At 72.8% G+C, this 16,997-nt stretch carries 16 protein-coding genes; 9 read left to right on the top strand and 7 right to left on the bottom strand.

Annotated features, from left to right (window positions below; all coding sequences use genetic code 11):
* Nucleotides 1–108: 108 nt before the first annotated feature.
* On the bottom strand, nucleotides 109–1,233 hold the full coding sequence (locus ACFVNO_RS19365) for a CapA family protein (protein WP_355257896.1): 1,125 nt from the start codon (nucleotides 1,231–1,233) through the stop codon (nucleotides 109–111).
* 865 nt (nucleotides 1,234–2,098) lie between these two features.
* Here ACFVNO_RS19365 and ACFVNO_RS19360 point away from each other — a divergent pair.
* The 3 genes from ACFVNO_RS19360 (at nucleotide 2,099) to ACFVNO_RS19350 (ending at nucleotide 4,967) form a co-directional block, all read left to right on the top strand.
* Nucleotides 2,099–3,139 (top strand): chaplin family protein, encoded by a 1,041-nt coding sequence (locus ACFVNO_RS19360; RefSeq protein ID WP_378894274.1) that lies wholly within the window; start codon nucleotides 2,099–2,101, stop codon nucleotides 3,137–3,139.
* Between the two features lie 117 nt (nucleotides 3,140–3,256).
* The gene (locus tag ACFVNO_RS19355; RefSeq protein ID WP_378894271.1) at nucleotides 3,257–4,102 is read left to right on the top strand and encodes an SURF1 family protein; all 846 of its coding nucleotides are present in this window, start codon (nucleotides 3,257–3,259) and stop codon (nucleotides 4,100–4,102) included.
* Nucleotides 4,103–4,136: 34 nt separating this feature from the next.
* Nucleotides 4,137–4,967, top strand: coding sequence for a class I SAM-dependent methyltransferase (locus ACFVNO_RS19350; RefSeq protein WP_355257887.1), 831 nt, complete (start codon nucleotides 4,137–4,139; stop codon nucleotides 4,965–4,967).
* Here ACFVNO_RS19350 and ACFVNO_RS19345 read toward each other — a convergent pair.
* Nucleotides 4,964–5,527 carry an RNA 2'-phosphotransferase gene (locus tag ACFVNO_RS19345; RefSeq protein ID WP_378894296.1) on the bottom strand — a complete coding sequence of 188 codons (564 nt, stop codon included), beginning with the start codon at nucleotides 5,525–5,527 and terminating at the stop codon, nucleotides 4,964–4,966. The genes ACFVNO_RS19350 and ACFVNO_RS19345 overlap by 4 nt on opposite strands.
* Nucleotides 5,528–5,674: 147 nt before the next feature.
* Between ACFVNO_RS19345 and ACFVNO_RS19340 the strand changes: the two genes are divergently transcribed.
* The gene (locus ACFVNO_RS19340; RefSeq protein WP_378894269.1) at nucleotides 5,675–6,493 is read left to right on the top strand and encodes a TIGR02452 family protein; all 819 of its coding nucleotides are present in this window, start codon (nucleotides 5,675–5,677) and stop codon (nucleotides 6,491–6,493) included.
* 9 nt (nucleotides 6,494–6,502) lie between these two features.
* On the opposite strand, the gene ACFVNO_RS19335 is transcribed toward ACFVNO_RS19340, so the two are convergent.
* Nucleotides 6,503–7,153 carry a MerR family transcriptional regulator gene (locus ACFVNO_RS19335; protein WP_355257881.1) on the bottom strand — a complete coding sequence of 217 codons (651 nt, stop codon included), beginning with the start codon at nucleotides 7,151–7,153 and terminating at the stop codon, nucleotides 6,503–6,505.
* A 113-nt stretch (nucleotides 7,154–7,266) separates the two neighbouring features.
* Here ACFVNO_RS19335 and ACFVNO_RS19330 point away from each other — a divergent pair, with 113 nt between their 5' ends.
* The 3 genes from ACFVNO_RS19330 (at nucleotide 7,267) to ACFVNO_RS19320 (ending at nucleotide 9,439) form a co-directional block, all read left to right on the top strand.
* The gene (locus ACFVNO_RS19330) at nucleotides 7,267–8,223 is read left to right on the top strand and encodes a hypothetical protein (protein WP_378894265.1); all 957 of its coding nucleotides are present in this window, start codon (nucleotides 7,267–7,269) and stop codon (nucleotides 8,221–8,223) included.
* Between the two features lie 26 nt (nucleotides 8,224–8,249).
* Entirely contained in the window at nucleotides 8,250–8,501 is a 252-nt protein-coding gene (locus tag ACFVNO_RS19325; RefSeq protein ID WP_220564166.1) for a Smr/MutS family protein, read from the top strand.
* Nucleotides 8,502–8,644: 143 nt separating this feature from the next.
* A complete protein-coding gene (locus tag ACFVNO_RS19320; protein ID WP_355257875.1) occupies nucleotides 8,645–9,439 on the top strand; it encodes a VOC family protein in 795 nt (264 codons plus the stop codon).
* 55 nt (nucleotides 9,440–9,494) lie between these two features.
* On the opposite strand, the gene ACFVNO_RS19315 is transcribed toward ACFVNO_RS19320, so the two are convergent.
* The 4 genes from ACFVNO_RS19315 to ACFVNO_RS19300 all read right to left on the bottom strand — a co-directional run bounded on the left by ACFVNO_RS19315 (nucleotide 9,495) and on the right by ACFVNO_RS19300 (nucleotide 13,499).
* Nucleotides 9,495–11,066, bottom strand: coding sequence for a long-chain-fatty-acid--CoA ligase (locus ACFVNO_RS19315; protein ID WP_355257872.1), 1,572 nt, complete (start codon nucleotides 11,064–11,066; stop codon nucleotides 9,495–9,497).
* A gap of 46 nt (nucleotides 11,067–11,112) precedes the next feature.
* Nucleotides 11,113–11,985, bottom strand: coding sequence for an amidohydrolase family protein (locus ACFVNO_RS19310; protein ID WP_355257869.1), 873 nt, complete (start codon nucleotides 11,983–11,985; stop codon nucleotides 11,113–11,115).
* 64 nt (nucleotides 11,986–12,049) lie between these two features.
* Nucleotides 12,050–12,889, bottom strand: coding sequence for an EamA family transporter (locus ACFVNO_RS19305; RefSeq protein ID WP_355257866.1), 840 nt, complete (start codon nucleotides 12,887–12,889; stop codon nucleotides 12,050–12,052).
* Between the two features lie 124 nt (nucleotides 12,890–13,013).
* Complete coding sequence (locus ACFVNO_RS19300; RefSeq protein ID WP_220564230.1) at nucleotides 13,014–13,499, bottom strand: Lrp/AsnC family transcriptional regulator; 486 nt, start codon at nucleotides 13,497–13,499, stop codon at nucleotides 13,014–13,016.
* 192 nt (nucleotides 13,500–13,691) lie between these two features.
* On the opposite strand from ACFVNO_RS19300, the gene ACFVNO_RS19295 reads away from it, so the two are divergent.
* Together ACFVNO_RS19295 and ACFVNO_RS19290 are read left to right on the top strand one after the other, a co-directional pair.
* Nucleotides 13,692–15,017, top strand: coding sequence for an MFS transporter (locus ACFVNO_RS19295; RefSeq protein ID WP_355257863.1), 1,326 nt, complete (start codon nucleotides 13,692–13,694; stop codon nucleotides 15,015–15,017).
* Between the two features lie 684 nt (nucleotides 15,018–15,701).
* Nucleotides 15,702–16,979 carry an MFS transporter gene (locus ACFVNO_RS19290; protein WP_355257956.1) on the top strand — a complete coding sequence of 426 codons (1,278 nt, stop codon included), beginning with the start codon at nucleotides 15,702–15,704 and terminating at the stop codon, nucleotides 16,977–16,979.
* Nucleotides 16,980–16,997 lie beyond the last annotated feature (18 nt).

Raw genomic sequence — 16,997 nt, 5'->3', positions numbered from 1 at the left:
ATCGCCGTGGGCCCCGCCGGGCTGGGGGGGCCGCCCCCCGCGGTTTGCTCCCCCCGCGCCGGGGCGGGGCGGCGGGGGGGGGGGGGGCGCACGCCCGGGGGCCGCGGATCAGGCGGGGGAGTCGGTCAGCGGCAGGCCGCACTCGTTGCGCATGTCAATCCAGGTCTGCGCGGCGGTGTCGGCCGCGGCGCCCTCGTAGGGGACGGGCACGCCGCCCTGGATCTGCGCGGGCAGCCAGTCGGCCCCGGTGACCGAACCCTGGTCGAAGGTGAGGGTGAGCACCCCGGTCTCCGCGGTCGGGCCGCTGAAGTTGTAGAACACGAAGTTGCTCAGCCCGTAGTGGACGTAGGAGTCACCGAGGAACCCGCCCGGGGACAGCACGTGCGCGTGTCCGCCGACGACCGCGGTCGCGCCGGCGTCCACCAGCTCCTGGGCGAGGGTGGGCGCGTGCGGCAGCGGGCAGTGCGACCCCTCCAGGCCCCAGTGCAGGAACACCACGACGTTGTCGTACTGCCCGGCGGCCTCGGCGACGGCGTCGAGCATGTGCTGCTTCATCTCGCCCTTGGTGGAGGCCATGCCGGGCTTGCCCTCGCCCGCGGTCCACTCGGCCATGAGGTGGTCGTCGAGCACGTCGGTGGCGCCGAACATGGCGACGGTCTGCCCGTTGACCTCGGCGACGTGCGGGGCGTACGCCTCCTCGATGTCGTTGCCGGCGCCGACCAGGGCGACGTCGGAGGCCTCGCCGTTGGAGAGGGTGTCGGCCAGGCCGTCGAGGCCGTAGTCCATGCCGTGGTTGTTGGCGACGGTGGCCACGTCCACGCCCGCCTCGGACAGGGCGTCCAGGGCGGACGCGGGCGCCCGGAAGAGGAACTCCTTGCCGGGGGCCGGGGTGCCGCCCTCGGTGATGGCGGTCTCCAGGTTGACCATGGTCAGGTCGGCCGCGGACAGGTGCTCGGAGATGGGGTCGAGCGCGGTCGCCGGGTCGTCCAGGCGGGGGCGGAGCATGCCCTCGAACATCACGTCGCCGCCGAAGGCGATGGTGAACGGTTCGGCGGCGGCCTGCGGCTCGGGGCTGGCGCTGGGCGAGGACGAGGGCTCGCCGCCGGCCGCCCCTTGGAGCTGTTCCGGTTCTTCGTCGGCGGAGGAACAGGCGGCGACGAGCAGGAGGACGAGCGTTGCGGCCCCGAGCGGCAGGGTCGTGCGCGCGCGGGGGCGGATGTGTGCGGGTTGCATGCGTGCTCCAGAAGGGGCGGGGGAAACGGGGGGCGTGTCCTGAGGGTCAGGACGCGCGTCATGCGTCTCCGGTTGGCCGGTGCGCGCGAATCGGAGACCCCGTGCCGCCCGTCACCGGCGAATACTGTTCGTGTTCAGATTATTTCCAAGCGTGTTCGCGTGCCGGGTTCGACATGTCGGGCCCGCGCTCGGGGGCGGCCCTCCGGGTTCAGGGTACGCGCCCGTGACCAGGAGTTTTGTCATGTTCTGCGGCTTCTGTGGCGAGGGTTGCCCGATGGGGCTCAAGGGGTTTTCGTGGGGGTGTGAACGGGCGGAGGGGGTGGCGGGGTCGGTCTTCGGCGCCGTTCCCCGTCTTTTCTCTCAAAAGGGATATCAATCCCATTCTTCTGAATTCACCGCGCACGGGTTGAGGCGCCTCTGAGGCCAATCGACTAAGTTGCTTAGTGGTTTGGTCGAGCGGGTTCACGGAGAACTTTTTTCGCCTGGAGAATCACCCAACGTGTCCGTTCTTTCTCTCTGTGTGTGCACTCAAGAGCCTCTGATCTGCACTGATTTCATATGGTGTTATCGTGATCACTCAGGGTGCCGGGGGTGTGGATAAACATTTCCGGAAAGTGCTTGTGTTCCTTCCCGGGCTTGCTAACGTTTCGGTCCGTTGCCGGTTCGCGAAGAACGCAACCGCGACGCCACGCGGGCCACCCCGCCGTTCCACCGCCCCAGTGCCGGTGACGGGCCCGCGCCGCCGATCGGCGGGACCGTGCGCCACCCGGGCGCCCCGCGCACACCGCGGACCGGACCCGCCCCCACGGCCCAACGCCACGACGGCGTGCATCCCCAGGTTTCCTGCGTCGAAAGGCCGCACCAGATGCGCAACACACTCCGTTACTCCTTCGCCACCGCCGTCGCCGCCGGCCTCGCCTTCGTCCCGGCCGCCGCGGCCTTCGCGGACACCACCACCGACGGCTCCGGGGGCATCGCCTCCGGCAACCAGGTCGTCGTGCCCGTCGACATCGAGGCGGGGCTGTGCGGCAACTCGCTCGCCGTCCTGGGCATCTCCGCGGCCAAGTGCACCCAGGTCTCCGAGGTCCTCTACGAGGCCAGCGGCCAGGGCGGCGGCGCCTCCACCGACGGCTCCGGGGGCGTGGCCTCCGGCAACCAGATCGTCATCCCGGTCGAGGCGGCCGTGGACGCCTGCGGCAACGCCGTCGCCGTCGGCGGGATCTCCAAGGCGGAGTGCGTCGAGGTCGTCGAGGTCCTGGAGGAGGAGTCCGGCAACGGCACCTACTCCACGGACGGCTCCGGGGGTGTGGCCTCCGGCAACCAGATCGTGGTCCCCGTCGAAGCCGCCATCAACATCTGCGGCAACTCGGTGGCGATCCTGGGCGGCGCCAGCTCCAAGTGCACCACCATCATCAACATCATCCAGGCCGCCCCCGAGAACGAGGGCGCCCCCGAGGCGACCACCGACGGCTCCGGGGGCGTGGCCTCCGGCAACCAGGTCGTCGTCCCGGTCGACGCCGCCGTCGACATCTGCGGCAACGCCATCGGCGTGCTGGGCCTGGCCGAGGCCTCCTGCATGGAGATCATCTCCGAGGAGCCCGCGCCCGAGCAGCCCGAGGAGCCGGGCGAGGAGACCCCCGAGGAGCCCGCCGAGCCGGAGGAGCCGGGCGAGGAGACCCCGCAGGAGCCCAAGCCCGAGAAGCCCCGCGAGGAGGACAAGAACGAGGAGGAGCCCTCCTCCGACGACCGGCCCGCCCCCGTCCAGCAGGCGGGCGGTGAGCTTCCCCTCACCGGTGGCGCCCTGACCGGCCTGGTCGCGGCGGGCATCGCCGCCGTCGGCGCCGGCGGTGCGGGCCTGTACTTCGCCCGCAAGCGCAAGGCCGCCGCCACCACCGACACGGAGTAGCGCGAACGGGGGACGAGAACGGCGGGACACGGGCCCGGCCGGACGCCAAGGTCCGGCCGGGCCCGGTGCGGGCGGGGCGGTGCGGGGCGCCCGGAACCGTCTCATACCCTCGAAGACGTGCGCAGAGTCCTGTTCTCCCAACGCATGCTGGCGTTCCACGCGCTGGTCCTCGTCATCGTGCCCTCCTTCATCTGGCTGGGCTTCTGGCAGCTGGACCGCTGGGAACAGCGCAGCGCGTCCGTCGAGCTCCAGCAGGGCAACCTGGCCGCCGACCCCGTCCCGGTCGCCGAGCTCATCGAGGTCGGCGGCGACGTGGACCCCGCCGACCGGTGGCGTGCCGTCGAGGCCTCCGGCACCTGGGACACCGAGCACGAGATCCTCCTGCGCAACCGCGACGGCTCCGGCGGTGTCGGCTTCCACGTGCTGACCCCGCTGGTCACCGAGGAGGGCCCGGCGCTGCTGGTCAACCGGGGCTGGATCCCGCGCGGCGAGACCGCCCTGGACACCCCGGAGATCCCGCCCGCCCCCTCCGGCACCGTCGAGGTGACCGGGCGCCTGCACTTCTCCGAGACCGAGGAGAACACAGGGCTGCGCAACCGCGACGACCTGCCCGAGGGGCAGCTGCTCGTGGCGGACGTCCCGGCGATCGCCGAGGGGCTGCCCTACCCGGTCTACGGCGGGTACGCCGACCTGACCGCGCAGGACCCGGTGCCCGACCCCGCCCCCGAACGCGTCGAGGTGCGCGAACTGGACTCCGGGATGAGCCTGTCCTACGCCGTCCAGTGGTGGGTGTTCACGCTCGTCGCCATCGGCGGGTGGGTCTTCCTGATGCGCCGCGAGCTGAGCGAGGCCCGCGAGGCCGGGGCGGCGGGGGACCCGGACGCTTCGGACGGCCCCGAAGGCCCGGCCTCGGCCTCCGCGGCGGCGGCCTCCGGGGACCGCCCGCGAGAGGATGTGGGCTGACGCCGGCCGACGGCCGCCGACCACAGGGGGACACGTGCAGGAACACGACGACTACCCGGCGCCCGGACGCGTGGAGCGCCGCCCCGTCGACGCCGACGAGAGCGCCCGCGCCGGGCGCTCGTGGTGGGACGGGGCCGCCGACGCCTACCAGGCCGACCACGGCGGGTTCCTCGGCGACGCCGACTTCGTCTGGTGCCCGGAGGGCCTGACCGAGGCCGAGGCCGGACTCCTGGGCGGCCTGGACGGCCTGCGCGGGCGCCGTGTCCTGGAGATCGGCGGGGGAGCCGGCCAGTGCGGCCGGTGGCTGCGGGCCCAGGGGGTCGGCGAGGTCGTCTCCTTCGACCTGTCGTTCCGCCAGCTCCAGCACTCCCGGCGCATCGACGAGCAGCTGGGGCTGCGCCTGCCCGTGGTGCAGGCCGACGCCCAGCGGCTGCCGTTCGCCGACGCCGCCTTCGACACCGTGTTCTCCTCGTTCGGGGCGTTCCCCTTCGTCCCCTCTGCCGACGACGCCCTGGCGGAGGCGGCCCGGGTACTGCGCCCCGGCGGGCGGCTGGTGTTCTCGGTGACGCACCCGGTCCGGTGGAGCTTCCCGGACGACCCCACCGAGCACGGGTTCACGGTCCGGCAGTCGTACTTCGACCGCCGCGCGTACGTGGAGGAGGACGACCACGGCAACGCGGTCTACGTGGAGCACCACCACACGGTGGGCGACTGGGTGCGCGGGATCGCCGGGGCCGGCCTGGTGCTGGGCGACCTGGTGGAGCCCGAATGGCCCCCGGGCAACGACCGGGTGTGGGGCGGCTGGGGCCCGGTGCGCGGACGCATGATCCCGGGGACGGCGATCTTCAGCGCCGACAAGCCCTAGCGGGGGGCCGCCGCCGGCGGTGCGGACAGGTACTCGGGCGGCACCGCCGGGACCAGCCACACCCCGTTGCCCGTCACCCGGAACCCGTGGCCGTCCCGGTGCATGCGCCCGGCGGCGACGGAGAGCACCACCGGCCTGCCCCGCCGCGCGCCCACCCTGGCCGCGGTCTCCTGGTCCGGGGACAGGTGCACGTCGTGCCGGTTCATCGGGCGCAGGCCCTCGGCGGTGATCGCGGGCAGGAAGCGGCCGACCGTCCCGTGGTAGAGGACCTCCGGCGGCACGGCCGGCGCCAGCCCCAGGTCCACGGGTACCGAGTGGCCCTGGCGGGCGCGGATCCGGGTGCGGTCGGCGCTGAACTCGAACCGCTTCTTGTCGTTGCCGGCCACCACCTCGTCCAGCTCCGCCCGGGAGAGCCGGACGTTCGCCCGGCCCAGCCCCGCGAGCAGGGCGTCCACGGAGGTCCACCCCTGGGGGTCCAGCCGCACCCCGGCCCGGCCGGGGTCGTGGCGCAGCACGCGCGCGATGTACTTGGAGGCCCGTACCAGCCTCCGGGGGGCCATCCCCCTCTGTTGTTCCGTGCTCATGACCGCATCCTGGCCGGGCTGGGTGCGCCGGTCCAGGGGTTTACGGACCGGCCGTTTATCCGGTGGACCCGCCGGGCCGCCGCGCACTAACGTCCCTGTCCATCGACGAGGAGGGAAGGGCCCGTGTCACAGCGGTTGCGGGGGATCTGGGCGGAGACGAAGCGGGCGTTCGAGGCGGAGCGGTACCGCGTCGGCGACCGGGAGGTCGACCTGTCGGCCGACCTGGCGGCGATGCGGGAGGGCACCCGCCACCACCTGCCCGAGGACATCGCGGCGCTGCCCGTGCCCGCCGCGCGCCACGACACCCGGTTCGAGGTGACCGGGGAGAGCACGCTGGCCGCGCTGCTGCGCCTGGCGGGGGAGGGCGGGGTGGCGGCGCTCAACTTCGCCTCGGCGCGCAACCCGGGCGGAGGCGTGGCCAACGGCGCACGGGCCCAGGAGGAGAGCCTGGCCAGGTCCACGGCGCTGTACGCCTCGCTGATCCGGTGCCCGGAGTTCTACGAGCACCACAGGGCGGAGCGGTCGCTGCTGTACAGCGACAGGGTGATCTGGTCGCCGCGGGTGCCGGTGCTGTGCGACGACCGGGGCGACCGGCTGGCGGAGCCGCCGGCGGTCGGGTTCCTCACCTGCGCCGCGCCCAACCGGCGGATGGTCGAGCGCAACGGGGTCGAGAGCGCCGGGCCGATCCCCCGGGTGCTCGCACGCCGGGCCGGGGGCGTGCTGGCCGTGGCCGCCCACCACGGGGTGGACGTGCTCGTGCTCGGCGCCTGGGGGTGCGGTGTGTTCGGCAACCGCCCGGAGGAGGTCGCGGCGGCCTTCGCCGAGCACCTGCACGGGGACTACGCCGGGGTGTTCGCGCGGGTGGTGTTCGCGATCCTGGACCGCGACGGCGCGGTGCACCGGGCGTTCGGCGACCGCTTCCCGGAGTCGGCCGGCGTGTGACGGGCGCCCTCAGCCCCCCCGCGCGGCCCGGCGCCCGGCGCCGTCGAGGTTGCGCGCGGCGGACTCGTCCACCTGGGCCAGGCGCCGCAGGACCGTCAGCAGGGTGTCGCCGAGCACCGTCTTGACGACGGCGCCCTCCAGTACCTCCTCCGTCGCGGGCAGTCCGCTGATGCGGTCCAGGTCGACGGCGGCGATGCCCTCCGCCGCCTCGGCGTAACGGTCCAGGTCGGCGTCGCCGACGGAGTGGCCGACCTCGCGGTGCCCGGCCAGGACCACGGCCAGCGCGTGCAGCGCGGGGTGGTCCGGGTAGAAGTGCCAGCCGCGCCGGGTGACGAGGGCCAGGGCGCGTTCGCGGTCCTCCTCCCGCGGTTCGATGTCGTCGCCGACCAGGGGCAGCCGGCGCATCACGAGGCCGAGCTTGGAGTGCAGTCCGACGTCGGGCTCGCCGACCTCGGCGAGGACCTCCCGGACGGTGGCGACGGACAGGCCGCCGACGGTGGTGAGCGCCCGCACCAGGCGCAGCCTGCTCAGGTGCTCGTCGCCGTAGCGGGCCTGGTTGCGGCCGGTGGCCTCACCGCGGGGGAGCAGGCCCTCCCGCAGGTAGTACTTGATGGTCGGGATGGGGACTCCGGACCGTTCACTGAGTTCGGCGATGCGCATGCGGCCATCTTCTCCTGTCTCCCGTCTCCCGGGGGCTCTTGTGCGATCCATATGGATAGTGGATAGTGTTGGTATCTGCACTGGATAGCACTGGTATCCATGAGGAGTATCCCATGAACCCCCCGAAGACCACCCTCCGCACCGTCATCGACCTGCACCGACCGCTCACCCTGACCGCGCTCCTGTGCGCGGCCGTACTGCTGGTGGCCGTCCCCGGCCTCCTCCTCGACGGGAGGACCGTCACGGGCGACCCCGTCTGGCTCAAGCCCGCCAAGTTCGCGGTCTCCATCGCGGTCTACAACGTGACCCTCGCCTGGCTGCTGTCCCTGCTCACCGTGTGGCGCCGCACCGGCTGGTGGCTGGGGACGGTCGTCGCCGTGATGGTCACCGGCGAGCTCGTCGCCATCACCCTCCAGGCGGTGCGCGGCCGGACCAGCCACTTCAACAACGCCACGGAGTTCGACAGCGCCGTCTACTCGCTGATGGCGTCCATGATCGTCACGGTCTGGGTCGCCACCTTCGCCATCGGGGTCATCCTGCTGGTCCAGCGCCTGGGCGAGCGCTCCGTCACCGCCGCCGTCCGCGCCTCCCTCGCGATCGCCCTCGCGGGGATGGCCGTCGCCTTCTTCATGACCTCGCCGACCGCCGAACAGATGGTCACCCTCCAGCAGGGCGGGTCGGCGGACGTGATCGGCGCGCACACCGTCGGGATGCCCGACGGCGGGCCCGGCCTGCCGCTCGTCGGCTGGAGCACGGTGGCCGGCGACCTGCGCGTCGCCCACTTCGTGGGCCTGCACGGCCTCCAGGTGATCGTCCTGTTCGCGTTCGGGCTGATCGCCCTCGCCGACCGCTACCCCCGCCTGGCCGACGACGCCCTGCGCACCCGGCTGGTCCTTGTCGCCTCCGGCGCCTACACGGGCCTGCTCGCCCTGCTCACCTGGCAGGCCCTGCGCGGGCAGTCGGTGGTCGCCCCGGACGCCCTCACCCTGGGCGCCGCCGCCGCGCTGGCCGCCGCCACCGCCGCGGGCGCCTGGTGGGCCCTGGGCCGGCGCGAGCGCGAACACGTATGATCCCGGGTGACCGGACGGAGGCGGCCATGCGGCTCAAGCTCGACCTGCACGACATCTTCAACCGCGGGCGCGACATCGACCGCGCCCTCGCGGACATCATGGACGAGGCCGAGCGCACGGGCGCCAAGACCGTGGAGATCATCCCGGGCAAGGGGTCGGGCCAGCTCAAGAAGCGGGTGCTGCGCTTTCTCGACCGCAAGGACGTCAAGGCCCGCTACCACCGCGTCGAGAAGGACTCCAAGAACTTCGGCCGCCTGTTCGTCCACTTCAAGCACTGACGCCGCCCGGGACCACCGCCCCGGGGATCGAAACCGTGTTCGGGTGATTGCGGTGAGTTGTGCGAGACTTTGCCGCCGCCATCCCCGGGGCGCCGGGAGGACGGTCCACACTCGGGAATGACGTGTCCACGAGGGGGGACCAGATGATCACGACCGACTTCCTGCCCGGGTCGCCCTGCTGGGTCGAGGTGTCCTCGCCCGACACCGACGCCTCGGCCGCCTTCTACCGGCGGGTCTTCGGCTGGAAGGCGATCGAGGACAGCCCCGAGGCCGCCGGCTACCTGTGCTTCCAGCTCGACGAGGACAAGGTCGCCGGGCTCAGCCCCCTCCTCGGCGAGGGCGAGCACCCCGCGTGGACGGTCTTCTTCCACGACCCCGACGTGGACTCCACGGTCCCCGCCGTCGAACGCCTGGGCGGCACCGTCCTGTTCGAGCCGTTCGACGTGCTGCGGCTGGGCCGCACCGCCCAGTTCTTCGACCCGCAGGGCGGCCGGTTCGCGGTCTGGAACCCCATCGGGTTCCCCGGCGTGCAGCGCGCCGACACCCACGGGTCCCTCTGCCGGGTGGAGCTGTGGACCCCCGACGGGAACGGCTCGGAGGACTTCTACCGGGAGCTGTTCCGCTGGAGCTACGCCGACTCGCCCCGGTCGGCCTGGAACGGCCGCTACCGCGCCATCACACCCGCCGGGGCCGGTCGCGACCGCGACCAGGGCGGCATCGTGGCCCTGCCCCCCGAGCGGGTGGACGACACCGAGGGCTCGGCCGAATGGAACCCGGTCTTCCGGGTGGCCGACGCCGACAGGGCCCTGGAGGCCGTCCGCGCCGGAGGCGGACAGGTCTACACGGGCCCCGAGGACACTCTCGGCGCGGGCCGCATCGCGGTCTGCGCGGACCCCTTCGGTGCCGGGTTCGTCCTGTCGGAGCCTCCGCAGGGCTGAATCCCCGGGGTGTCCTCCGCCTCCGAAGAGCGGGGGCGGGGGACACCGGGCCGCCTCACTGGCGCGAGACCGCCGAGGCCCCGCCGCGCAGGACGAACTTCTGGATCTTGCCGGTGGCCGTCTTGGGCAGCGCCTCCACGAATTCCACGCTGGTCGGCGCCTTGAAGTGCGCCAGGTTGTCCCGGGCGAAGTCGATGATCTCCTGCTCGGTCGCCCGTGCGCCCTCGCGCAGCACCACCGCGGCGCGCGGCGACTCCCCCCACTTCTCGTGCGCGACGCCGAACACCGCCACCTCCAGGACGGCCGGGTGGCGCAGCAGCACGCCCTCGACTTCGACGGAGGAGATGTTCTCCCCGCCGGAGATGATGACGTCCTTGAGCCGGTCCTGGATCTCCACGTACCCGTCCGGGTGCACCAGGGCGGCGTCGCCACTGTGGAACCACCCGTCGCCCATGGCGCGTTCGGTGGCCTCGGGGTCGTTGTAGTACCCCTTCATCACCACGTTGCCGCGCACGGTGATCTCGCCGACCGTCCTGCCGTCCCAGGGCACCTCGTTCCCGTCCTCGCCGACCACCCGCAGTTCGCCGGAGGTGATCAGTTCGACGCCCTGCCGGGCCTTGACCGCGGCCCGCTCCCGCGGCGGCAGCCCCGCGTGCTCGGCGCGGGGCTCGCAGACGGTGATGAACGGCGCCGTCTCGGTCAGGCCGTACACGTGGGTGACGGTCCAGCCGAACCCGTCCTCCAGGCGCTCGATGGTGGCCGCCGCCGGGGAGGCCCCCGCCGTGAACACGTGGACCCCGGCCGGCACCTCGCCGCGCACGCCGTCGGGGGTGTTGGCGAGCATGATGAGCACGGTCGGGGCGGCGCACAGCCACCGGACGTCCTCGGTGCGGATGAGCTCGAACACCGTCGCCGGGTCCATCGCCGGCAGGCACACGTGCACCCCGGCCGCCGCCGTCACCGTCCACGTGAACGTCCACCCGTTGGCGTGGAACATCGGCAGCGTCCACAGGTAGGACTCGCCGATGCCGATCCGCCCGTACAGCAGGGTGCCCACCGAGTTCATGTACGCGTTGCGGTGGGTGATCATCACGCCCTTGGGCCGGGCCGTGGTCCCCGAGGTGTAGTTGATGGTCAGCAGCCGGTGTTCGTCGATCCCGGGCCGGTCGAACGCCGGGTCCGCCCCCGCGACCAGCGCCTCGTAGTCCTCCCACCCCTCCCGGGCGCCCTCCAGCGCGACGAACCGCTCCACCCCCGGCATCCGGTCGCGCACGCCGTCGACCGCGTCCAGCTGGTCGGCGTGCGCGCACAGCACCTTCGCGCCGGAGTGGTTCACGATGTAGACGAAGTCCTCGGCGGTCAGCCGGAAGTTCACCGGCACCAGCACCGCCCCCAGCTGCGGCACCGCGTAGAACGACTCCAGCTGGGCGTGCGTGTTGGGCGCGATGTAGGCGACCCGGTCGCCCGGGGACACCCCCATCCCCTGGAGGGCCGACGACCACCGGTCGCAGCGGTCGAAGAACTCCTCGTAGGTCAGCCGCAGGCCGCGGTCGACCACCGCGAGCCGGTCGGGGTGCAGCCTGCGGGTCCGGCGGGCGAACTCCAAAGGCGTGAGCGCGAGTTCCATGGCGGCCTTTCTCTGCGTCGTGCGGGCTCCGCGCCGTGCGGGCGCGTCAGAGGTCGAACAGTCGGGCGGCGTTGTCGTGCAGGACGCCGCGCATCCAGTCGTCGCCCAGGCCGAGGCCGGCCAGGGCGTCGAGCTGCTCCACGTAGGGGTAGGGGATGTTCGGGTAGTCCGTGCCGAGCAGGACGCGGTCGGCCAGGTCCTTGAGCCGGGGGTACCCGTCCGCGGGGAAGGGGGCCTTCCGCTCGGTGAAGCGGGTGAACACCATGGTGGTGTCCAGGTGCACGCCGGGGTACCGCTCGGCCAGGTCGAGGAAGGCCGTGTACTCGGGGGAGCCGGCGTGGGCGATGATCGCGGTCAGCCCGGGATGGCGGCGCAGCACCTCCCCGAACGGGCCCGGCCCGGTGTGCTCGCCGGGCTGCGGTCCGGACCCGCAGTGCACCACGACGGGGACCCCGGCGTCGGCGAGCGCGCCCCAGGCGCCGTCGAGCAGGGGGTCGCGCGGGTCGTAGCCGCCGACCTGCACGTGGGCCTTGAACACGCGGGCGCCCGCGGCGATGGCGGCGGGGACGTAGTCGCGCGCTTCGGGCTCGGGGTAGAAGGTGGCGCTGTGCAGGCAGTCGGGGTGGCCGGCGGCGAACCCGGCGGCCCAGTCGTTGAGCCAGGCGGCCATGCCGGGGCGGTGGGCGTAGAACAGCGAGGTGTACCGCCGCACGCCGAACCCCCGCAGCCGGGCGACCCTGGCCTCCTCGTCGTCCCGGTAGGTGATGGGCCAGTACCCGCCCAGGGCGTCGAAGTAGGACCACACCTTGCGCAGGACGTTGTCGGGCATGAAATGGGTGTGCACGTCCACGAGCCCGGGCAGGCCCAGGCCCTGCCAGTGGTGGCGGACGGCGTCTGACTCCGTTGAGACGTCGGTCACACGGACACGATACGAGGGCGACCGGCCGCGGACCAGCCCGGGGAGGCGGACGGCCGAATCCCGTTCAGGACGCCAGGAGCAGGACCCCGCAGACGACGATCGCGGAGGCGGCGACGCGCACCGCCCCGAAGCGCTCCTTGAACAGCAGGCTGCCCAGCAGCGCCGCGAACACGATGCTGGTCTCGCGCAGCGCGGCGATCCCCGCGAGGGCGCCGCTCAGCTGCGCCCACAGCACGATCCCGTAGGCGGCCGCGCTGATGGCGCCGCCCGCCAGCCCGACCTTCCACACCGGCCGGAGCTGCCGGAGCAGCCTGCCCCGCCGGGTGGCCGCCGCCACCAGGAAGAACACCGGTCCCTGGAGGACCATGATCCACGTGATGTAGCCCAGCGGGTCCTGGGTGAAGCGCACCCCGTAGGCGTCCACCACGGTGTACGCGGCGATGGCCAGGCCGGTGGCGAACGCGGCGGGCAGGGCCGTCAGCTGCGCCCGGGAGGGGCGCCCGCCGGCGAACACGAGGGTCATCAGCCCGGCGGAGACGGCCAGCACCCCCAGCAGGTGGGGCGCGGACACGGCCTCCCCCAGCAGGGTCACCCCGACCAGCGCCACCACCCACGGGGCGGTGCCGCGGGCCAGCGGGTACACCTGCCCGAACTCGCCGCTCCGGTAGGAGACCATCAGCAGGCCGAAGTAGACCAGGTGGGTGAGCACGGAGGCGGCCAGGAACGGCCAGGCCTCCCGGGGCGGCGGGCCGACCACGAACAGCAGCGGCAGGGTGGGGACCATGCCGCCCAGGCCGATGAGCGCGAAGCCCAGGAGCCGGTCGGTGATGCCGTGGGCGATGGCGTTCCAGGCGGCGTGCAGCAGCGCGGCGAGGAGCACCGCGGCCACGATCACAGGAGTCATGGAGGTTTCGTCTCGGTGGCGGGCAAGGCCGCCCACCCTACTCCCGGCCCCTCCCGGGCTCGCGCCCGCCCGCCGGCCCCTTCCGCCCGCCGCCCGCCGGTGGCGCGGCCGTGCGGGGCCGGGCTCAGGCCCGGCGGCGGGCGCGGGCGTTGGTGGGGGCGATGCGGTCGTTGCGCAGGTGCTCGAACACGATCGACGCGCGCACGTCGGCCACCTCGGGGCGTTCGGTGAGCTTGTCGATGACGAACGCGTAGAGGCTGTTGTTGTCCGGCAGCGCCACGTGGATGAGGAAGTCCTCGCTGCCGGAGGTCACGAACACCGACAGCGTGTCCGGCAGCGAGCGCACCCAGTCGCGGAACGCCTCGATGTTGTGCCGCGAGGGCTTGTCCACGCTCACGGTGATGAGCGCCTGCACCGGGCGGCCGATGAGCTCCAGGTCCACGTCCAGCAGTGAGCCGCGGATCACACCCCTCTCCCGCAGCGCGCGGGTCCGGTCCAGGGTCGTCGTGGGCGAGGCGCCCACCGCGGCGGCCACATCGCGGTTGGTCTTCCGTGCGTCCGCCTGGAGTTCGGCCAGGATCGCCGTATCAAGTTCGTCGAGATCAGCCATATGTGCATCTTACCCGTATTAAGTACGGAAAGTTGTGTATACAGCCGAGCTATGCCTAACATTTAGGCGACAAGGTCGTATTTGGCTCGCCCGAGAAGAGACCCTTCGGAGGCAGGCGATGACGCTCGCCGGTCGGCCTGGCTCTGGTGCAACGCCGCACCACCGCTGAACAAAGGGACGTCCGTCGCCGTTATGTCACCCTCGTCGATGACGGCCGTCGCCGACCGACCGTCGGTACGGCCCGCCCCGGCGCCCACCACAGCCCGCCGGGGCCGCATCCTCGCCCTCGTGGCCATCGCCTGCGCGGCGCTCAACCTGCGCCTGGTGGTCACCTCTCTGTCACCCCTGCTGACCACGATCTCCGCGGAGTTCGGGTTCACCGCCACGGTCGTCGGTGTCTTCGGAACACTGCCGCTGATCGCCTTCGCCGTGTTCGGACTGGTCACGCCGCTGATCATGCGGCGGATCGGCTCCGAGGCCACGGTCGTGCTCAGCATGCTCCTCACCGCCGCCGGGCAGGCGCTGCGCGCCTTCGCCCCCGGCACCGGCACCCTGCTGCTGCTCACCGCAGTGGCGCTCACCGGTGCCGCCCTGGGCAACGTCGTGCTGCCCCCGCTGATCAAGCAGTACTTCCCCGACCGGCTGGCCGCGCTGAGCACGGTCCAGATGGTCGCCATCCACCTCGGCGCCCTGTTCCCGCCGCTGGTGGCGGTGCCCCTGGCCGAGGCCTTCGGCTGGCGGGTCGCGCTGGGCTCCTGGGCCGTCATCGCCCTGGTCGCGGGCCTTCTCTGGATCGCCCGGTGGGCCTTCCCGGACGGGCGCGGCACCGGCCGTACCGCCCGCGCCGATCAGGGGCCCGAGTTGGCCCGCCCGCTGTACCGGGTGGGCATGGCATGGCGGATGGCACTGCTGTTCGGCCTGGTCACCTGGAACGTCTTCACCCTGTTCACCTGGCTGCCGACGCTGCTCACCGACGCCGGGCACACCTCCGCCTACGCCGGGACGATGGTGTCCCTCATGGTCGGGGTGAGCCTGCTGTTCGGACTGGTCGCACCGACGGCCACCGCCCGGGCCGCCGACACGTTCCCGATCGTCGCGCTGGGCGTGGCCGGGTACGCCGTCGGATACCTGGGCCTGGCCGCGGGCCCGGCCTGGCTGGCCCCGCTGTGGACGTGCTTCCTGGGCCTGGGCACGAGCCTGTTCGTGGTCGTCATGACCATGGTCAACACCCGCGCCACCACGGCCCGGGGCTCGGCCTCGCTGTCCGGGTTCGTCCAGGGGGTGGGCAGCGGCGTCGCCCTGGGCGGCCCGCTGCTGTTCGGCCTGCTCTCGGAGCTGACCGGCGGGTGGACCCTGTCGTACCTGCTCGTCGCGGGCGGATCGCTGGCCGGGGCGGCCGTGGTGGCCTACCTCGAACGCACCCCGTGGACGGTCGAGGCGGCCGCGGCCGGGCAGCGGCCCGCGCGCCGCGGGCGGCGCTCCGCCGGCGGACGCCGCTCCGGGGAGCGGCGGGACTGACCGCACCCGGGGCTACCGCCCCGGCACGGCCACCGCGTGGGGTTCTCACCCAGGAGCCCCACGCGGTTCTCTTTTCTCTTTTTTCCCATGTAGAGCACGTATTTCACGTGCACCTGCATTCTCACGGGTTTCTTCGCGGTACACATGAACGGAGTTCCCACTCTCCGGTCAAGAGGATTCCGGGCCGATTTCCCGGAGGTCCGTGGCCGGACGTGGCCACGTCGGGAAGCCCTGTGTTATGGGGGCTCCAGGAGGCGCGTCCGCCGCCGGGAAGACCTTTTCCGACCTGCGGAGAGAAGGTTTCCGGCGGGAATCACCGATGTGCGCGAACCGACACCGGAAAGACGTTTAATGTTGGGAACGCAAGCATAATGGCGGTATGACGACCTCACCCCCCGGGCAGCCCCCGGGGAGGCTTCCCTGACCCCGGAGACGGTGTGTGCCGGCCGCCCCGTAGGCGGCCCCGCACGCGCCCATCGAGCAGAACAGGCCGGCATCGCGTCATCCCCGGTACCGGAGGGACCCTCAGGGGAGTCGATCACCATGGCGGCGGACCAACTCCGTTTTCACCCCGCTCTCACCGTCCGGCGTTCCCCCGTGCCCGGCACGGCCGACCGCCCTCCGCTCCCCGGCGCGGACGCACCGCCGCCCGCCGGGCCGGTCCCCGCGCTCCCGGCCCCCGCGGTGCGCGGACCCCGCCCGGCCGCCGCGGAGGCCCCGCCCCCGATCGCGGCCGACCCGCCCCCGCTCATCCGCAACCGGGACTTCCAGGCCCTGTGGACCAGCCGGTTCTTCGCCGGGCTGGGCAAGGAGAGCGGAGAGGTCGCCTACCCGCTGCTGTGCCTCATGCTCGCCGGGTCCGCGTCCCAGGCCGGGATCATCGGTGCCGCCCAGGTGGTCACGACCATGGTCGCCGCCGTCGTCGGAGGCTCGCTCGCCGACCGCTCCAACCGGCGCGCCGTCCTGCTCTGCTGCGACCTGGGGCGGCTCGTCCTGCTCGGGGTGTTCGGGATCGTGCTGCTCGGCGGGAACACCACCTTCCCGGTCATCATCACCGTCGCCGTGTGCTCCTCCGCGCTCATGGGCGTCTCCAACCCGGTGGCCATGGCCGCCATCAAGCAGTTGGTGCCTCCGCCGCAGGTGGCGGACGCCTCCGCCCAGAACCAGATCCGCTTCTTCAGCACCAGCGCGCTGGGCGCGCCCGCCGCCGGGTTCCTGTTCAACCTGGGCCGGGCCTTCCCGTTCCTGGCCGAGGCGCTGGCCTACCTGGTGTCGGCGGCGCTGGTGCTGTTCATCCGGCGCCCCATGCAGGCGTCCGGGTACCGCGCCCGTGAACCGTGGACGCTGCGCGGGATGGTGGGCGGTTTCGTGTTCCTGGCCCGGCACCCCATCCTGCGGCCGATGCTGATGTGGATCGTCGGCTTCAACGTCGCCTTCACCCAGACCGGCGCCTTCCTGGCGCTCATCGCCACCGCCGAGAGCCAGGGGGCGGGGCACTTCCAGATCGGCCTCACCGTGTCCCTGGCCGGCGCCGGCGGCCTGGTCGGAGCACTGGCGGCCGGGCCGGTCATCAAGCTGGTGCGGCCCTCGGCGACGTTCCTGGCCGCCGCCTGGTCGGCCCCGGTGTGCGCGCTCGCGCTGGTGGTCGCGCCCAACGTGCTGTCCCTGGGCCTGCTGGTCGGCTGCGTGTTCGCGATCGTCCCGTGCGTGAACGCCGTGTTCTACGGCTACATCGCGGCGTCGGTCACCGACGAGTACCAGGGCCGGGTGCTGGGCGCGGTCACGTTCATGTGCCTGGTGTCCCAGCCGGTGGGGATCCTCGGCGTGGGCCTGGTGTTCGACGCCGCGGGGCCGAACTGGGTGTTCCTGTCCATGGCCGTGGTGTCGGGGCTGGCCGCGCTGTTCAGCCTCTCCCCGGTCATGCGGGACCTGCCCCGGCCCGAGGACGTCACCGTCGAGTGAACCGTCCCCGGGCCGCCG

It is taken from the genome of Nocardiopsis sp. NPDC057823, assembly GCF_042797335.1.
Classification (GTDB): Bacteria; Actinomycetota; Actinomycetes; order Streptosporangiales; family Streptosporangiaceae; genus Nocardiopsis; species Nocardiopsis changdeensis.
The sequence above is the reverse complement of the archived record's forward strand: the minus strand, read 5'-3'. Positions and strand labels throughout refer to the sequence as shown.